The following is a 16,463-nucleotide window of genomic DNA, read 5'->3' on the forward strand; positions in this document are numbered from 1 at the left end:
TTGTCAGCGGGATAGCCAGCCGCCATCAACTGCTAAAATATGTCCATTTACATAATCTGAAGCACGTGATGCCAAAAAGACTGCAGTCCCCCCGATATCATCCGCTTGGCCCCAGCGGCCGGCAGGAATTCTCTTTAAAATGTCCTCATTTCGCTTTTCGTCATCCCGAATAGGCTTTGTATTCGCAGTAGAAATATAGCCTGGGGCGATTGCGTTGACCTGAATACCTGACGCTGCCCACTCGTTTGCAAATGATTTTGTCAAACCGGCAACAGCGTGTTTGCTCGCGGTGTAAGCCGGAACGAGGATGCCGCCTTGAAAAGACAGGAGAGAGGCAATATTAATAATCTTTCCATGACCTCTTTTCAGCATGTGCCTGCCAGCAAGCTGTGTCAGAATAAACAGGCTGTTTAGATTGACATTCAGTACGTGCTGCCAGTTCTCTTCTGAAAAATCTTCCGCTTTTTCCCGATGAATAATGCCGGCATTATTGACAAGGATGTCGATCTGCCTGTTTTCAAACAGCTCAGCTGCAGAATCCTTTATCGCTTCCGGCTTGCTCATGTCCAATGTAAAAGATGTAAATATCCGGCCTTCCTGTTCCACAAGCTGCTGTGTTTCAGATAGGCTGCTTGTATGTGATGTGCCGATAATATCAGCGCCAGCCCCGGCTAGGGCTTTGGCTATACCTTGACCGATCCCTGTTCCCGGGCCTGTCACCAGCGCTGTTTTTCCTTCTAATGAAAAGGCGTCATGTAGATAACCCATCTTATTTCAGCCCATCCATCGGAACGAGATCCATGTCCGTAAATGTGTAATTTTCTCCAGCCATCGCCCACACAAAGCTATAGTTTGATGTTCCTGCGCCAGAATGAATAGACCAGGCGGGAGAAAGGACAGCCTGCTCATTTCCAACAACAAGATGGCGTGTTTCGTCCGGCTGGCCCATGAAATGAAATACCTTTGAATCCTTTTCAAGATCCAGATAAAGATAAGCCTCCATCCGACGGTCATGAACGTGTGCTGGCATCGTATTCCAGTTGTTGTTTTGATCTAACATCGTTATTCCCATCATCAGCTGACAGCTTTTAATGCCATCCTGATGAATGACTTTGTACAGACTTCTGACATTAGACGCTGCATCATCACCAAGGCGGTCCGGTGTCAGTTCAGCTAGGGCGGCTTTTTGTGTCGGATAGCTTTTGTGGGCGCAAGCGGAGACGAAGTAAAACTTCGCTTTTTCACCGTTCAGGCTTGAAAATGATACATCCTGATTACCCATTCCGATATAGAGAAAATCCTTTGTTTGAAGCACATATTCATCATCGCCGACTCTAACGGCACCAGGCTGGCCGACATTAATAATCCCGATTTCACGCCGTTCCAAAAAGAAGTCTGTTTTTAGAAAATCACCTGCATCAAGCTTCAGTTCACTTTGCCCTGGAGCCGCTCCGCCGATGACAACCCGGTCTTCATGTGAGTAATACATCGTAAGTTTGTTTTCTGTAAATAAAGGATCCATTAAGAAATAACTGCGAAGCTCATCTGTTGTAAAGCGTTTTACTTGTTCAGGATGTACAGAATAACGATTTTCCATTATATTTCCCCCTTGGTTAGGATTTCAGCATCACTTGAATGAAAATATTTTGGTAACGGTTTCAAAGAAAATTTTAGGATAAATAGCGAAAAGAGTCAACGAAAAAATAATGAATGGACACATTATTAAAAAAACTCTTTCCAAATTTTAAAATTATGGTATTCTTTTGTTGTAACGGTTTTGAAATCGGTTTCAAATATAAGAGATACAGGAGCACTTGAATGAAAAAGAAAACAACAGGCCATACAACCATCAAAGATGTAGCTGAATGTGCAGGAGTTTCGAAATCGACAGTTTCCCGCTATATTAACGGAAAAATTGACGCGATTTCTCCTGAAAAAGTGAAAAACATTAAAAAGGCAATCGCAGAATTGAATTATCGGCCGAGTAAAATGGCACAAGGTTTGAAAATAAAAAAAAGCAAGTTAATCGGATTTGTTGTGGCTGACATTACAAATCCTTTTTCGGTCGCTGCTTTCAGGGGAGTCGAAGAGGTTTGTGATCAATATGGATACAGCATTATGGTGTGCAACACAGATAACAGTCCTGAAAAAGAGCGGGAAATGCTCTTAAAGCTAGAAGCCCATTCGGTTGAGGGCTTGATTTTAAACGCAACAGGGGAAAACAAGGATGTACTGCGCGCTTTTGCTGAACAGCAAATTCCAACAATCTTAATTGACCGGAAACTGCCGGATCTGAAACTGGATACCGTAACGACTGACAACAGATGGATCACAAAAGAGATTCTTCAGAAGGTTTACAGCAAAGGGTATACTGATGTCGCGCTGTTTACCGAACCGATTTCCTCTATCAGCCCTCGTGCAGAAAGAGCAGCTGTGTATCAGGAAATGGCTTCGGTTCATAATGTGAACGGGCTTGTCAGATTGCATGAAATTGACGTAAAGGACAAGGAGCAGCTTAAGGCGGCGCTTCGTTCTTTTCACAAGGAAATGCCGGAGCAAAAAAAAGCGATTCTGGCTTTGAATGGCTTGATTATGCTGAAAATCATCAGCTGTATGGAAGAGCTTGGCCTGCGCATCCCTCAAGATATAGGGATTGCAGGATTCGATGATACAGAATGGTATAAACTGATCGGTCCAGGTATTACAACGATCGCCCAGCCGTCACATGATATGGGCAGGACGGCGATGGAACGTGTATTAAAAAGGATTGAAGGTGACAAAGGAGCGCCTCAAACCATTGAATTAGAGGCAAAAGTCATCATGAGAAAGTCACTTTAATCCTAGGTGCCCTCAACTAAGAGGAGGTTGGGAAGAGATGAAGCTTGATGCGGTGACATTCGGGGAATCAATGGCCATGTTTTATGCAAATGAGTATGGAGGCCTTCATGAAGTATCCACTTTTTCTAAAGGGCTTGCCGGAGCAGAAAGCAATGTCGCCTGCGGCCTTGCCAGACTCGGATTTCGAATGGGATGGATGAGCAAGGTCGGCAATGATCAGCTCGGAACGTTTATTGTACAGGAACTTAAAAAAGAGGGAGTGGATGTGTCCCGCGTGATCCGCTCGCAGGACGAAAATCCCACCGGGCTGCTGCTGAAGTCAAAAGTGAAAGAAGGCGACCCGCAAGTTACCTACTATAGGAAAAACTCAGCTGCAAGCACATTAACTTCAGCTGAATATCCGAGAGATTATTTTCAATGCGCAGGCCATTTGCATGTGACAGGCATTCCGCCTGCTTTATCAGCCGAGATGAAAGACTTCACGTATCATGTCATGAACGACATGAGAAACGCAGGGAAGACCATTTCATTCGACCCTAATGTAAGACCTTCGCTTTGGCCTGATCAAGCAACAATGGTACACACAATCAATGATCTGGCTGGGCTTGCAGACTGGTTTTTCCCGGGTATCGCAGAGGGAGAGCTATTGACCGGAGAAAAAACACCTGAAGGCATTGCCGACTATTATTTGAAAAAAGGTGCCAGCTTTGTTGCTATTAAACTTGGAAAAGAAGGCGCTTACTTTAAAACGGGGACAAGTGAAGGATTTCTAGAAGGCTGCCGGGTCGACCGGGTGGTTGATACGGTCGGCGCCGGAGACGGATTTGCAGTCGGTGTAATCAGCGGTATCCTAGACGGTTTGTCGTACAAGGATGCGGTGCAAAGGGGAAATGCGATTGGCGCTTTGCAAGTGCAGGCACCGGGGGATATGGACGGTTTGCCGACCAGGGAGAAATTAGCTTCTTTTTTATCTGCTCAAAGAACGGTTCACCAAAAGAAAGGGGATTATTAATATGGAGTCCAAAGTCGTTGAAAACCGTCTGAAAGAAGCAAAGCTGATTGCAGTCATTCGTTCAAAGGATAAGCAGGAGGCCTGTCAGCAGATTGAGAGTTTATTAGATAAAGGGATTCGTGCAGTTGAAGTGACGTATACGACCCCCGAGGCATCAGATATTATCGAATCCTTCCGTAATAGGGAAGATATTTTAATTGGCGCGGGCACGGTCATCACCGCGCAGCAAGCTGGGGAAGCTGCTGAGGCTGGCGCGCAGTTTATTGTCAGTCCGGGTTTTTCAGCTGATCTTGCTGAACATCTATCTTTTGTAAAGACACATTATATCCCCGGCGTCTTGACTCCGAGCGAAATTATGGAAGCGTTGACATTCGGGTTCACGACATTAAAGCTGTTCCCAAGCGGTGTGTTTGGCATTCCGTTTATGAAAAATTTAGCGGGTCCTTTCCCGCAGGTGACCTTTATTCCGACAGGCGGGATACATCCGTCTGAAGTGCCTGATTGGCTTAGAGCCGGAGCTGGCGCCGTCGGAGTCGGCAGCCAGTTGGGCAGCTGTTCAAAAGAGGATTTGCAGGCTGTTTTCCAAGTGTAAGTGGAATTGTTTTTTCATAACCGGAGGATGGGAGAATCCACAATATGAAAATCAAGGCGACAATTGAACGGGTACCTGGCGGAATGATGATTATTCCGCTATTTCTTGGAGCGGCGCTCAACACGTTTGCGCCTGGAACAGCGGAGTTCTTTGGAGGGTTTACGGGTGCTTTGATTACCGGAACGCTGCCGATACTGGGTGTTTTTATCTTTTGCGTAGGAGCAACGATTGATTTTCGTTCTTCAGGCTATATCGCAAGAAAAGGAATCACGTTATTATTGGGGAAGATCGGATTTGCGGCGCTGCTCGGCGTGATCGCAGCGCAATTTATACCTGACGAAGGCATACAATCCGGCTTTTTTGCAGGCCTTTCTGTTTTAGCAATTGTCGCGGTAATGAATGAAACGAACGGCGGACTGTATTTAGCGCTCATGAACCATATGGGAAGAAAAGAGGATGCGGGCGCTTTCGCCTTTATCAGTACAGAATCTGGTCCTTTTATGACCATGGTGACGTTTGGTGTGACGGGACTTGCCGCATTCCCATGGGAAACGCTGGCAGCGACAGTCATCCCGTTTTTACTTGGATGTATACTTGGAAATCTGGATCATGATCTCAGAGACTTATTCAGCAAGGTTGTGCCGGCGATCATTCCATTTTTCGCCTTTTCGCTCGGCAATACCTTGAATTTTGGAATGCTGATCCAATCAGGGCTGCTCGGCATTTTTATCGGAGTTTCTGTCGTCATTTTATCGGGCAGTTCTTTGTTTTTGCTTGATCGTTTTATTGCGCGGGGAGATGGTGTCGCGGGAGTGGCCGCTTCTTCTACGGCAGGGGCGGCTGTAGCCGTGCCATATGCATTAGCGGAAGCGAATGCCTCATTTGCGCCAGTTGCTGAGTCGGCAACTGCAATTATCGCGACAAGCGTTATTGTCACCTCGCTCTTAACCCCGCTGGCAACAGTGTGGGTAGATAAAAAAATCAAGCAGAAAAAGCGGAGAACACCTCCGCCAAAAAATCAAATGACGATCAACTGAATAAAAAGGCTGCCATAAAAACATACCGGCAGCCTTTTATACAAACAATTTGACTTTCATACCCCCTTCCATTAGCCTGTAATGGAACGGCTAGAATAGGGAGGGAATGGATATGGAGATACATACATATGAAAAAGAATTTTTTGATCTATTAAAAAGAATCTCACATTACAGCGAAGCAGTTGCGTTAATGCACTGGGACTCCAGAACAGGCGCGCCGAAAAACGGCTCAGGAGATCGTGCCGAAAGTATCGGCCAGCTTTCAACAGATATATTCAATATCCAAACATCAGATCGAATGAAGGAGCTTATCGATGTCCTGTATGAACGATTTGATGACTTGTCGGAAGATACGAAAAAAGCAGTGGAACTGGCGAAAAAAGAGTATGAAGAGAATAAGAAAATCCCTGAGGCTGAATACAAAGAATACGTGATTCTGTGTTCAAAGGCAGAAACAGCGTGGGAGGAAGCGAAAGGAAAATCTGATTTCAGCTTGTTTTCTCCTTATTTAGAACAGCTGATTGAATTCAATAAACGTTTTATTACGTATTGGGGATATCAAGAGCATCCTTATGATGCATTGCTTGATTTGTTTGAGCCCGGCGTCACGGTAAAGGTGCTTGATCAGCTGTTTACTGAGCTGAAGGAAGCGATTATCCCTCTTGTTAAACAGGTGACAGCTTCCGGAAATAAACCAGATACAAGCTTTATTACAAAAGCGTTCCCGAAAGAAAAGCAAAAAGAGCTCAGTCTGTATTTTTTACAGGAGCTTGGCTACGATTTTGATGGCGGAAGACTTGATGAAACCGTTCATCCGTTTGCAACTACGCTGAATCGGGGAGACGTTCGGGTCACGACAAGATATGATGAAAAAGATTTCCGGACGGCGATCTTTGGCACCATTCATGAGTGCGGGCACGCGATATACGAGCAAAATATTGATGAAGCACTCAGTGGCACGAATTTGTCAGACGGCGCATCAATGGGAATTCATGAATCGCAATCATTATTTTACGAGAATTTTATCGGCCGCAACAAGCATTTTTGGACACCGTACTATCAGAAGATTCAAGAAGCATCACCTGAACAGTTCAAGGACATCTCCCTGGATGATTTTGTCCGGGCAATCAATGAATCAAAACCTTCATTTATCAGGGTCGAAGCGGATGAATTGACGTATCCTCTTCATATCATCATCCGTTATGAAATTGAAAAAGCGATTTTCAGCAATGAAGTGTCTGTGGAAGATCTGCCGTCGCTTTGGAATCAAAAATACCAGGATTATTTAGGGATTACACCGCAGACCGACGCAGAGGGGATTTTACAGGACGTCCATTGGGCAGGGGGAGATTTCGGCTACTTCCCATCCTATGCGCTCGGCTACATGTATGCGGCTCAGCTGAAACAAAAAATGCTTGAGGATCTCCCTGAATTTGACGCTCTCTTGGAAAGAGGAGAGTTCCATCCGATAAAGCAATGGCTGACGGAAAAGGTGCACATTCACGGAAAACGGAAAAAGCCGTTAGACATTATTAAAGATGCAACAGGAGAAGAGCTGAATGTTCGCTATTTAATTGATTATTTATCAAACAAATATTCAAATCTCTATCTGTCATAATCAAAAGCCTGGCGGCGCGGTCGTCAGGCTCTTTTATATCGTATACCCTTGAAATACGAATGATATCTAAAAAAACAAAAATAAAGTTCGGGAATTTTTATTTTCAGCCTATGCAAGAGATTAGAATCTTGATATAATTTATTACAATATAATAGGAACACTCATATAATCGCGTGGATATGGCACGCAAGTTTCTACCGGGCACCGTAAATGTCCGACTATGGGTGAGCAATGGAACCGCACGTGTACGGTTTTTTGTGATATCAGCATTGCTTGCTCTTTATTTGAGCGGGCAATGCTTTTTTTATTCTCATAACGGAGGTAAGACAAGATGGAAGCACTGAAACGGAAAATAGAGGAAGAAGGCGTCGTATTATCTGATCAGGTATTGAAAGTGGATTCTTTTTTGAATCACCAAATTGATCCGCTGCTTATGCAGAGAGTTGGTGACGAATTTGCGTCCAGGTTTGCAAAAGACGGTATTACCAAAATTGTGACAATCGAATCATCAGGTATTGCTCCCGCTGTAATGACGGGCTTGAAGCTGGGTGTGCCAGTTGTCTTCGCGAGAAAGCATAAATCGTTAACACTCACCGACAACTTGCTGACAGCGTCTGTTTATTCCTTTACGAAGCAAACAGAAAGCCAAATCGCAGTGTCTGGGACCCACCTGTCGGAACAGGATCATGTGCTGATTATCGATGATTTTTTGGCAAATGGACAGGCAGCGCACGGGCTTGTGTCGATTGTGAAGCAAGCGGGAGCTTCTATCGCGGGAATTGGCATTGTTATTGAAAAGTCATTTCAGCCGGGAAGAGAAGAACTTGTAAAACTGGGCTACCGAGTGGAATCTTTGGCAAGAATTCAGTCTTTAGAAGAAGGAAAAGTGTCCTTCGTACAGGAGGTTCATTCATGAGAAATGGATTCGGCAAAACGCTGTCTTTAGGGATTCAGCATGTTCTCGCCATGTATGCCGGCGCCATTGTCGTTCCTCTGATTGTCGGAAAAGCAATGGGACTGACCGTCGAGCAGCTGACTTACTTAGTATCAATTGATATTTTTATGTGCGGTGTGGCTACACTTCTGCAAGTGTGGAGCAACCGATTTTTTGGGATCGGGCTTCCGGTAGTGCTTGGATGTACCTTTACAGCTGTATCGCCAATGATTGCGATTGGATCTGAATATGGGGTTTCAACAGTTTACGGCAGCATTATCGCTTCAGGCATTCTTGTCATTCTTATTTCATTTTTCTTTGGAAAGCTCGTATCGTTTTTTCCGCCGGTCGTGACAGGCTCTGTTGTTACGATTATCGGTATTACACTGATGCCGGTTGCCATGAATAACATGGCCGGCGGAGAAGGAAGTGCAGATTTCGGAGATCTCTCCAACCTTGTTCTTGCTTTTACAGTGTTGAGTATCATTGTGCTTCTGTACCGTTTTACAAAAGGCTTTATCAAGTCCGTCTCGATTTTGATCGGTATTTTGATTGGCACCTTCATCGCTTATTTTATGGGGAAAGTTCAATTTGATAATGTTTCGGACGCGGCAGTTGTTCAAATGATTCAGCCATTTTACTTCGGCGCGCCGTCTTTTCATGCAGCGCCTATCATTACGATGTCCATCGTTGCAATTGTCAGCCTTGTGGAGTCAACTGGTGTTTACTTTGCTTTAGGTGACCTGACAAACCGCCGTTTGACAGAGAAAGATTTGTCTAAAGGCTATCGAGCTGAAGGACTGGCTGTGCTTCTGGGAGGTATTTTTAATGCTTTTCCTTACACGGCATTCTCTCAAAATGTCGGGCTTGTTCAGCTCACAGGGATCAAAAAAAATGCCGTCATTGTGGTCACAGGTGTGATCCTAATGGCATTTGGGCTGTTTCCAAAGATCGCTGCTTTCACGACCATTATTCCATCCGCTGTTTTGGGCGGTGCAATGGTGGCGATGTTTGGAATGGTGATTGCTTACGGAATTAAAATGCTCAGCCGCATTGATTTTGCGAAACAGGAAAATCTGCTGATTGTTGCTTGCTCAGTGGGATTGGGGCTCGGTGTGACCGTTGTGCCGGATATTTTCAAACAGCTTCCGAGTGCCTTAACGCTGCTTACAACGAATGGCATTGTGGCGGGCAGCTTTACTGCAGTCGTCTTAAATATTGTATATAACGTTTTTTCTAAAGCTAAAAAAACAGAACAAGAAGCTGACCTCGCTGAACAAAAAACAGCAGTCTAACTCCGCCGCGGCGGAGTTTTTTTGCATATAAAAAAGATCGTTGCGGCACAATGTATGCAAAGAGGTGATTGCATGGCGTTTATTTTATCCATTGGCACAAGTCTTCCTGTATATGATGTAAATCAAGAGAAAGCGGCTGAGTTCGCCCGCTATATGTTTCAGCATTCTTTTAAGGATATTGACCGGCTGTTATCCTCCTTTAAAAACGGGCAAATCTATTCGAGACAGTTTGTTAAGCCGATTGAATGGTATAAAGAGGGGCACAGCTTTGAAGAAAAAAATCAAATATACATAGAAGAAACACTTAAACACAGCAGAGCGGCTGTTCGTGAGTGCCTCTCTCATCCGGAATTTTTTCAAGAAGCCATTCCTTATGAGAAAGTGGAAGCTGTTTTTTTCGTCTCCAGTACAGGTCTTTCCACACCGAGTATCGAGGCGCGGCTTATGAATGAACTTCCGTTTTCTCCATATACGAAGCGGATTCCGATTTGGGGGCTTGGCTGTGCAGGAGGAGCCAGCGGACTTGCGCGTGCAGCCGAATATTGCAAAGCGTATCCTGAGGCTTTTGTGCTTGTCATTGCTGCCGAGCTGTGCAGCCTGACATTCCAGCCGGAAGATAAAACAAAAAGCAATCTGATCGGCACCTCGCTTTTTGGTGACGGCATTGCCGCAGCTTTATTATGCGGAGAGAAGGCGGACCACAGGATGTCAAAGCTGAAGCTTGCGCCGAAGATAATGGACGCCCAATCTGTTTTGATGAAACAATCAGAAGATGTCATGGGCTGGGACTTTACCGATCAAGGATTCAAAGTCATTTTCTCACGAGACATTCCGACCTTGGTGGAAAAATGGCTCAAAACAAATGTACAGATTTTTTTGGACAAACATAAGCTGTCATTCCATGATATCAGTGTTTTTTTGGCTCATCCAGGCGGAAAAAAAGTGATCGATGCATACATCAAAAGTCTCGGGCTGTCGTCAGAAAAGCTTTCATCTGCGCAAAGCATTTTGCAAAAGCACGGAAATATGTCTTCAGCCACAATCTTGTATGTGATCAAAGACCATCTGCAGAACGGACATAAAAAGGAAGCTGAACGAGGACTGATTGGCGCATTAGGGCCGGGTTTCTCATCAGAGTTGCTGTTATTCAGCTGGGAAAAGGGGGCTTGACTCATGTTTTGGTTGTTGATCGCCATTCTCATTGTTCAAAGAGCAGCAGAAATGGCAGTGGCCAGGCAAAACGAACAAAAGGTAAAGAAGCAAGGAGCAATTGAATTTGGCGAGAGCCACTATCCGTATATCATTACGATGCATATCCTTTTTTTCCTGTCCTTAATTGCCGAGGTGCTGCTGATGAATAAACAGCCGTCCAGCTGGTGGCTCGGTATCGCTGCAGTTATTTTAAGCGTACAGATCGTACGGTATTGGGCGCTTTGTTCCTTAGGGGCATATTGGAATACGAAAATCCTTGTTGTTCCAGGTGTAGAGCTTGTAAAAAAAGGTCCATATAAATGGATGAAACATCCAAACTATGCCGTTGTTATACTCGAAATTTTGCTGATTCCGCTGCTTTATCAAGCATACGTCACCATGTGTCTGTTTTCCATTTTCAATGCCGTGTTGTTAAGCGTCAGAATTCGCGCAGAAGACAAAGCATTACAGGAATACAGCGTAAATAGCGATTGAAAATCATTCTCAACCATGTTAAAATGAATTTGAAAAAGATTCTCAATCAGGATGGTGAAGCAAATGACAATGCTGTTTTTGCTTGGAGCGGTTTGTACATATAGTGTATTAATTGGTTTTGTATTAAAAGGAATCTCTAATAAATCTGTTTGATGAATCTGGAACTTGTAAAAGTTGCAGATTTTCTTTTATAGAAGCTGCCGTAATGGCGGCTTTTTTCTATTCTCCTAAAGAAATTTGGTTTATTCTTGTGTAAAATGAAAAGGGAATGAATTCAGATCTTTCCGAAAAAGGTTCACAATTGAAACGGCACAAAGGGGTTCAGACTTATGACAGATCAAAACAGAAAAGAGCTTTTGCATAAAACCGGGGAACTTTATAAGCAATTTATTGAGAATCAAGATGAACAAAGGGCTGCTAAACTGGCTGCGGTCGTGAAAAAAGCGGCTGATGAAGAGGTTTATATCGCGTTTACCGGGCATTATTCAGCGGGAAAATCGTCACTGCTGAACTGCCTGTTAATGGAGAATATTTTGCCGACAAGCCCGATTCCGACAAGCGCTAACCTTGTTGTGATCAGAAACGGGGAAAAGCGAGTTCGGCTTCATACAACAGATGGAGCGTGTGCTGAGCTGGAAGGGGCTTACCAGAAAGACAAGGTGCAGCAATATTGTAAAGACGGGGAACAGATTGAAAGCGTCGAAATTTTTGACAGGTATACTGAGATCGATTCCGGGGTTGCGTATATTGATACACCAGGGATAGATTCAACTGATGATGCGCATTTTCTATCGGCTGCTTCTATTCTTCACCAGGCGGATGCGCTGTTTTACGTCGTTCACTATAATCACGTGCATTCTGAGGAAAATGTAAAGTTTCTCAGGTCAATAAAAGAAAGCATTCCGAATGTGTATTTTATCGTCAATCAAATTGACCGCCATGATGAGACGGAGACGAAATTTGGAGACTATAAAGCGCAGGTAGAGGAGATGCTTTGCAATGAAGGGATTTCAAAGGAAGCGCTCTATTTTACGTCAGTAACAGAACCGGACCACCCGTTCAATCAGATGGGGGCCCTGAGAGAAGAGTTAAGAAGAATAGAACAGCAATCAAAAAGCAATATGCAGGCTTTAACCGAACAAAAAGTCCGTAATCTGCTAAAGGAACATACGGAAATGCTGAAGAAAGACGAAACAGGCGCTCCGAGTTTCGCTGAACAGCTTAATATCCAAACTGGACTGGTCCAATCGCTGCGTGATCAATTGGATGAGGCCGAAAAACAAACGACTGAGGCAGAGAAGAGGATGCAGGAAGAAATCAATCGTATTTTAAAAAACGCCAACCTGACGCCTTTTGAAATGCGTGAATTGGCGGCTGCATTTTTAGAATCACAAGAGCCTTCCTTTAAAACCGGCTTTTTCTTTTCTAAAGCGAAAACTGCACAGGAAAGAGATAAAAGGCGGAATGCTTTTTTCTCTGATGTGGCAAAACGAACAGAGGCCGAAGCGGATTGGCATATGATAGACACGCTTCATAAACTCGCCAAGGCATTTGATGTCTATACCGCTGAAAGTGAAAAGCTGATTCAGGCCTATCGCACACCGCTTGATATAAGCATCATTGAACGCGCGGTCAAGTATGGTGCAGCCTTTTCTTCTGAATATGTATTGCAATATACAAAAGATTTGGCAGAGCTCATCCGGAAAGAGGCGAAAAGAGAAGCCGCAGACATCATAAAGGTGCTCTCCGCTATGGTGAAAGAGCGTGTTTCCAAAGACGTGCAAACGATTAACGACCGGCTCGTCCAAGAATCAGAAAAACTTGTCTTTCTTCAAGAACAGGCGCGTTTAGAGAATCATGCCCGAGAGAAAACCGATCGCCTGTGGGCCATTTGGGAAGAAGAGTCCGCATGCCCAATGCATATAGACACAGAATGGTTTAAATCGAAGAAAACAAGAGTGGCGGCTCCAGAGCAGAAACAAGGCCAAAGCCAGCTGACGGCGCAGCCGATGCCGAAATCAGAAATCAAAATGGAACAAGAAATGCCGCTTCAAGACCAAATCAAACGCTTTTACACTTTGTCTGACCTTTTAGGCGAATGCAGCATGTTGTTAAAGCAAACTTCAGCGTTTCGTGAAAGGGTGAAAAGGCTTGAGGAACGGAAATTTACACTCGCTCTTTTTGGAGGCTTCAGCTCGGGGAAATCATCATTTGCCAATGCGCTTGTCGGCGAAAGAGTGTTGCCATCCTCACCAACGCCAACCACAGCGACAATTAACAAGATCACAATGCCAATCAATGGCAACTTAAACAAAACAGCGGATGTAGTGTTTAAGACAGAGGATGACATAACGGCTGAAATTTTGCAGCTCACCGGAATACCAAAGGAGCCGGCAGGCCGTTCCTTCACAGAGAAGTGGGAAAAGGCAGTCAAAAAAAACAGGCTGCAGGAAGAACACGTGAAATTGATCAGCAATTTCCTGCTTGCATATGAGAAGTATCATCAGTATATACAGGAACAGAAGAAATTAACGATTCCGCTATCTGAATTAAAGCCGTATGTAGCAGAGGAAACAACGGCCTGTGCTGTGAAAGAGGTAACGGTCTACTATACATGCTCGCTCACTGAAAAAGGGATTACGATCGTTGATACACCCGGCGCGAGCAGCATGAATAAACGGCATACAGAACTGGCATTCCAATATATCAAAGATGCTGATGCATTTTTTTATATGACTTATTATCAGCACTCTTTTTCAAAAGGAGACCGTTCATTTTTGAGAAAGCTTGGACTTGTGAAAGAATCGCTCAGCATGGATAAAATGTTTTTTATTATTAATGCTGCAGACCTTGCAAAAGATAAAACAGAGCTCGAAACAGTGACCGATTATGTCAGCGCAGAGCTTGTAAAAGAAGGGGTTTATGAGCCGCAGCTCTTTACCGTATCAAGTAAGGAGGAACTGGTGGGAAAACCGGAGTCATTTTATAATCAGTTCTCGAAAGTAAGAAAACACTTAGACCGGTTTATCGAAGTGGATGTAAAAAAAGCGTCAGCAGCGCAGCTCAGTTCGGAGGCAGACAAACTATGCGAAACTGTTTTTCAGCTTCACCAATCCCAGCATCAGTCCCGAGAAGAGAAGGAAGCGCAGAAACAGCGCCTTATGCTGTCATTTGAGCGGACAGCGGCCGATATCGAGAAACGGCGGAACTCAGAAACCATCATTGAAAAAGTAAAAAAAGATACAAGAGAGCAACTATATCACATTACACAGCGATTATCATATTTTGCAAATGATTTATTAAAATCGGCATTTCATCCCGGGCTGCAAAACGGGGATTGGAAAAAGAACGTCAGTAAGGCGATGACAACAGCCTTACATGAATATCAATTTGAATATATTCAGGAAATCAAAACGCTTGATGTTCGCATGAGCGGTTTCATCGAACGGCATATCAATGAAGAATGGCTGGATCAATTTCAAAAAACATTAAACGAGGACGGCTATTTTTCCGTTTATGAGGGTGATCAGCATTCGAACGGCATACAGTTGAAGGAAGTTGAACCGGAAATAGAAGAACGTGCTTTTGAGCAGGAACTAAAAGAGGTCAAATCACCGAAGCAGTTTTTCGAGCAGAAAGGAAAATCGGCCTTTATCGAAGCTGTACGGATGAAACTTACGAAAATCACAGAGGCATGGATAAAAAATGAAGAAGAAAGCCTGATCTCTCATTACACTGCTCACCTCAGACGCTTACAGGAAGATATGGGTGAAAAAGCAATCGCGCAAATAACAGATCAAAAAGAGACATATTTAAGAGGATATGCGGAAGGGGAACATGCGAAAGAGATTAAAATGGCGTACCAGGCGTGCATCTCCTGGAAAAATTCAGACAATACAATAAAAATGTAAAATTCAGTTGGCTTGTATTTCAAGTCATGATAGACTAAATAGAAAAAAGCGAGATGAACGATTAATGTCAGAGGTACATAAAGCAATTTCAGCACATTCATCAAAACAGCACGAGCATATCAAAGCATTTATGCGTCTTGAAAATATGCGTGAATTGGCGATTGAAGAAGCTGTTGCTAAATGCAAAAACGATGAGCCTTATACTACAGATGCAATTAATGAAATTACCGAGCAAATGAATCAGCTCGCTAAAAAAGGCATCGTCCCGACAAGACGGCTTGTATCAAAAGAAATGGTCAGAGAATACGTAAGCCGCATGTAAGCTGGATGATCCTGTCGCGAGTGAACCTCCTGCCGGAAGCATATACTATATGCATCCGACGTAAGGGGGGATTCATGTTGGGCAGAACAAAGCTCGGAAACAGAAATGCACAGGCGAATAACAATGCCAAAAAGAAAAACGGATTTCAAACCCATTTTGACTCTTACGCAGGACGCGAAGCTGAAAAGCTGATCGCCAGCAACAAAAGACACAACGATTGATAAATATCCAAACAGTATCTCTCATTAAAGAGATACTGTTTTTTATTTTTGGGCTGCTTTATGATAAAATAGAAGGAATGAAAGAAAAGGGAGTTAATTGATGAATAATAATAAACTATTGCTGGTTGACGGCATGGCTCTTTTATTCCGGGCCTTTTTTGCCACGGCCGTACATCGCAACTTTATGATAAATGACAGCGGGGTGCCGACGAACGGCGTCAACGGCTTTTTAAAGCATTTGATTACAGCTGTGGAAACATTCCAGCCGACACACGTCGTCTGCTGCTGGGACATGGGGAGCAAAACGTACCGAAATGACTTGTTCCAAGATTATAAGGCCAACCGCAGCGCGCCGCCTGTGGAGCTGATTCCGCAGTTTGATTTGGCAAAGGAAGCAGCCGCAGAGCTTGGAATCATGAATATTGGCTTTGCCGGCTATGAAGCGGATGACTGTATCGGTACTCTTGCCGATTTATTTGCGAATGAAGCGGACATTACGGTCGTAACAGGGGACAGAGATTTACTTCAGCTGTTAACGGATAAAGTAAGCGTTGCTTTGCTTCAAAAAGGAATCGGAAATTATAAAGTCTATACAAAAGAGACTTTTTATGAAGAAACAGGCGTAATGCCGAAGGCTTTGATTGATATTAAAGCGCTTATGGGAGATTCCAGTGATAACTATCCCGGAGTCAAAGGGATTGGAGAAAAAACAGCCTACAAACTGATTCGTGAATACGAAACGATTGACCGTTTATTGGAAAATCTTTCTCTTCTTCCAAAAGGACAGCAGGGAAAAATTCAGCAAGGTTTAAGCGATTTGGAGATGTCGAGGAAGCTTGCGGAAATCCATTGCTCAGTGCCGCTGGCCTGCACACTGAAAGACGCTTTATTTACTTTGCAAATGGAGCAGGCGGCTGACATGCTTCGCCGCCACCAAATTAAAGGAATTGAGCGTATGCTTGAAAAGCTGAACGCTAGAGAGATCGTTTAGATCCTC

General features: G+C 44.0%; 16 protein-coding genes and 1 riboswitch. Of the genes, 14 read left to right on the forward strand and 2 right to left on the reverse strand.

Annotated elements, in window-relative coordinates:
- Positions 1-3: 3 nt before the first annotated feature.
- Entirely contained in the window at positions 4-768 is a 765-nt protein-coding gene (gene kduD, locus WA279_RS03885) for a 2-dehydro-3-deoxy-D-gluconate 5-dehydrogenase KduD (protein ID WP_077671375.1), read from the reverse strand.
- 1 nt (position 769) lies between these two features.
- Positions 770-1,597, reverse strand: a complete 828-nt coding sequence (kduI, locus tag WA279_RS03890) for a 5-dehydro-4-deoxy-D-glucuronate isomerase (RefSeq protein ID WP_336154333.1) — start codon at positions 1,595-1,597, stop codon at positions 770-772.
- 221 nt (positions 1,598-1,818) lie between these two features.
- Here kduI and kdgR point away from each other — a divergent pair, with 221 nt between their 5' ends.
- The 14 genes from kdgR (at position 1,819) to exnP (ending at position 16,457) form a co-directional block, all read left to right on the forward strand.
- Entirely contained in the window at positions 1,819-2,838 is a 1,020-nt protein-coding gene (gene kdgR, locus WA279_RS03895) for a pectin utilization transcriptional regulator KdgR (protein ID WP_089172577.1), read from the forward strand.
- A 37-nt stretch (positions 2,839-2,875) separates the two neighbouring features.
- Positions 2,876-3,850, forward strand: coding sequence for a 2-dehydro-3-deoxygluconokinase (kdgK, locus tag WA279_RS03900; protein WP_015383934.1), 975 nt, complete (start codon positions 2,876-2,878; stop codon positions 3,848-3,850).
- Between the two features lies 1 nt (position 3,851).
- Positions 3,852-4,442, forward strand: a complete 591-nt coding sequence (eda, locus tag WA279_RS03905; RefSeq protein WP_015714145.1) for a bifunctional 4-hydroxy-2-oxoglutarate aldolase/2-dehydro-3-deoxy-phosphogluconate aldolase — start codon at positions 3,852-3,854, stop codon at positions 4,440-4,442.
- 44 nt (positions 4,443-4,486) lie between these two features.
- Entirely contained in the window at positions 4,487-5,479 is a 993-nt protein-coding gene (kdgT, locus tag WA279_RS03910; protein WP_015714144.1) for a 2-keto-3-deoxygluconate transporter, read from the forward strand.
- 112 nt (positions 5,480-5,591) lie between these two features.
- Positions 5,592-7,097, forward strand: coding sequence for a carboxypeptidase (gene ypwA, locus WA279_RS03915; protein ID WP_336154336.1), 1,506 nt, complete (start codon positions 5,592-5,594; stop codon positions 7,095-7,097).
- 141 nt (positions 7,098-7,238) lie between these two features.
- Positions 7,239-7,338: riboswitch (purine riboswitch) on the forward strand.
- Between the two features lie 90 nt (positions 7,339-7,428).
- Entirely contained in the window at positions 7,429-8,013 is a 585-nt protein-coding gene (xpt, locus tag WA279_RS03920; protein WP_032726019.1) for a xanthine phosphoribosyltransferase, read from the forward strand.
- Positions 8,010-9,326 (forward strand): xanthine permease PbuX, encoded by a 1,317-nt coding sequence (gene pbuX, locus WA279_RS03925; protein WP_021481516.1) that lies wholly within the window; start codon positions 8,010-8,012, stop codon positions 9,324-9,326. The genes xpt and pbuX overlap by 4 nt, the downstream gene beginning before the upstream one ends.
- Positions 9,327-9,398: 72 nt before the next feature.
- Complete coding sequence (gene bpsA, locus WA279_RS03930) at positions 9,399-10,496, forward strand: type III polyketide synthase BpsA (protein ID WP_336154338.1); 1,098 nt, start codon at positions 9,399-9,401, stop codon at positions 10,494-10,496.
- 3 nt (positions 10,497-10,499) lie between these two features.
- On the forward strand, positions 10,500-11,012 hold the full coding sequence (gene bpsB, locus WA279_RS03935; RefSeq protein ID WP_336154339.1) for an alkylpyrone methyltransferase: 513 nt from the start codon (positions 10,500-10,502) through the stop codon (positions 11,010-11,012).
- Positions 11,013-11,075: 63 nt separating this feature from the next.
- Positions 11,076-11,165 (forward strand): Fur-regulated basic protein FbpC, encoded by a 90-nt coding sequence (fbpC, locus tag WA279_RS03940; RefSeq protein ID WP_100069434.1) that lies wholly within the window; start codon positions 11,076-11,078, stop codon positions 11,163-11,165.
- Between the two features lie 176 nt (positions 11,166-11,341).
- Positions 11,342-14,923, forward strand: a complete 3,582-nt coding sequence (gene dynA / locus WA279_RS03945) for a dynamin GTPase (RefSeq protein ID WP_336154341.1) — start codon at positions 11,342-11,344, stop codon at positions 14,921-14,923.
- A 64-nt stretch (positions 14,924-14,987) separates the two neighbouring features.
- Positions 14,988-15,245 (forward strand): YpbS family protein, encoded by a 258-nt coding sequence (locus WA279_RS03950; protein WP_014477141.1) that lies wholly within the window; start codon positions 14,988-14,990, stop codon positions 15,243-15,245.
- A 74-nt stretch (positions 15,246-15,319) separates the two neighbouring features.
- On the forward strand, positions 15,320-15,466 hold the full coding sequence (locus tag WA279_RS03955; RefSeq protein WP_003230761.1) for a hypothetical protein: 147 nt from the start codon (positions 15,320-15,322) through the stop codon (positions 15,464-15,466).
- A gap of 100 nt (positions 15,467-15,566) precedes the next feature.
- Entirely contained in the window at positions 15,567-16,457 is an 891-nt protein-coding gene (gene exnP / locus WA279_RS03960) for a 5'-3' exonuclease ExnP (RefSeq protein WP_003230763.1), read from the forward strand.
- Positions 16,458-16,463: the final 6 nt, after the last annotated feature.

The sequence above is a fragment of the Bacillus sp. 204(2023) genome, from assembly GCF_037027505.1.
Taxonomy (GTDB): domain Bacteria; phylum Bacillota; class Bacilli; order Bacillales; family Bacillaceae; genus Bacillus; species Bacillus subtilis.

Excerpts from the sequence above, each read along its gene's own strand:
- xpt (WP_032726019.1), top strand. The coding sequence starts at position 7,429 with ATGGAAGCACTGAAACGGAAAATAGAGGAAGAAGGCGTCGTATTATCT.
- ypwA (WP_336154336.1), top strand. The coding sequence starts at position 5,592 with ATGGAGATACATACATATGAAAAAGAATTTTTTGATCTATTAAAAAGA.
- bpsB (WP_336154339.1), top strand. The coding sequence starts at position 10,500 with ATGTTTTGGTTGTTGATCGCCATTCTCATTGTTCAAAGAGCAGCAGAA.
- eda (WP_015714145.1), top strand. The coding sequence starts at position 3,852 with ATGGAGTCCAAAGTCGTTGAAAACCGTCTGAAAGAAGCAAAGCTGATT.
- exnP (WP_003230763.1), top strand. The coding sequence starts at position 15,567 with ATGAATAATAATAAACTATTGCTGGTTGACGGCATGGCTCTTTTATTC.
- kdgT (WP_015714144.1), top strand. The coding sequence starts at position 4,487 with ATGAAAATCAAGGCGACAATTGAACGGGTACCTGGCGGAATGATGATT.
- kdgR (WP_089172577.1), top strand. The coding sequence starts at position 1,819 with ATGAAAAAGAAAACAACAGGCCATACAACCATCAAAGATGTAGCTGAA.
- WA279_RS03955 (WP_003230761.1), top strand. The coding sequence starts at position 15,320 with ATGTTGGGCAGAACAAAGCTCGGAAACAGAAATGCACAGGCGAATAAC.
- pbuX (WP_021481516.1), top strand. The coding sequence starts at position 8,010 with ATGAGAAATGGATTCGGCAAAACGCTGTCTTTAGGGATTCAGCATGTT.
- dynA (WP_336154341.1), top strand. The coding sequence starts at position 11,342 with ATGACAGATCAAAACAGAAAAGAGCTTTTGCATAAAACCGGGGAACTT.
- fbpC (WP_100069434.1), top strand. The coding sequence starts at position 11,076 with ATGACAATGCTGTTTTTGCTTGGAGCGGTTTGTACATATAGTGTATTA.
- kduI (WP_336154333.1), bottom strand. The coding sequence starts at position 1,597 with ATGGAAAATCGTTATTCTGTACATCCTGAACAAGTAAAACGCTTTACA.
- WA279_RS03950 (WP_014477141.1), top strand. The coding sequence starts at position 14,988 with ATGTCAGAGGTACATAAAGCAATTTCAGCACATTCATCAAAACAGCAC.
- bpsA (WP_336154338.1), top strand. The coding sequence starts at position 9,399 with ATGGCGTTTATTTTATCCATTGGCACAAGTCTTCCTGTATATGATGTA.
- kduD (WP_077671375.1), bottom strand. The coding sequence starts at position 768 with ATGGGTTATCTACATGACGCCTTTTCATTAGAAGGAAAAACAGCGCTG.
- kdgK (WP_015383934.1), top strand. The coding sequence starts at position 2,876 with ATGAAGCTTGATGCGGTGACATTCGGGGAATCAATGGCCATGTTTTAT.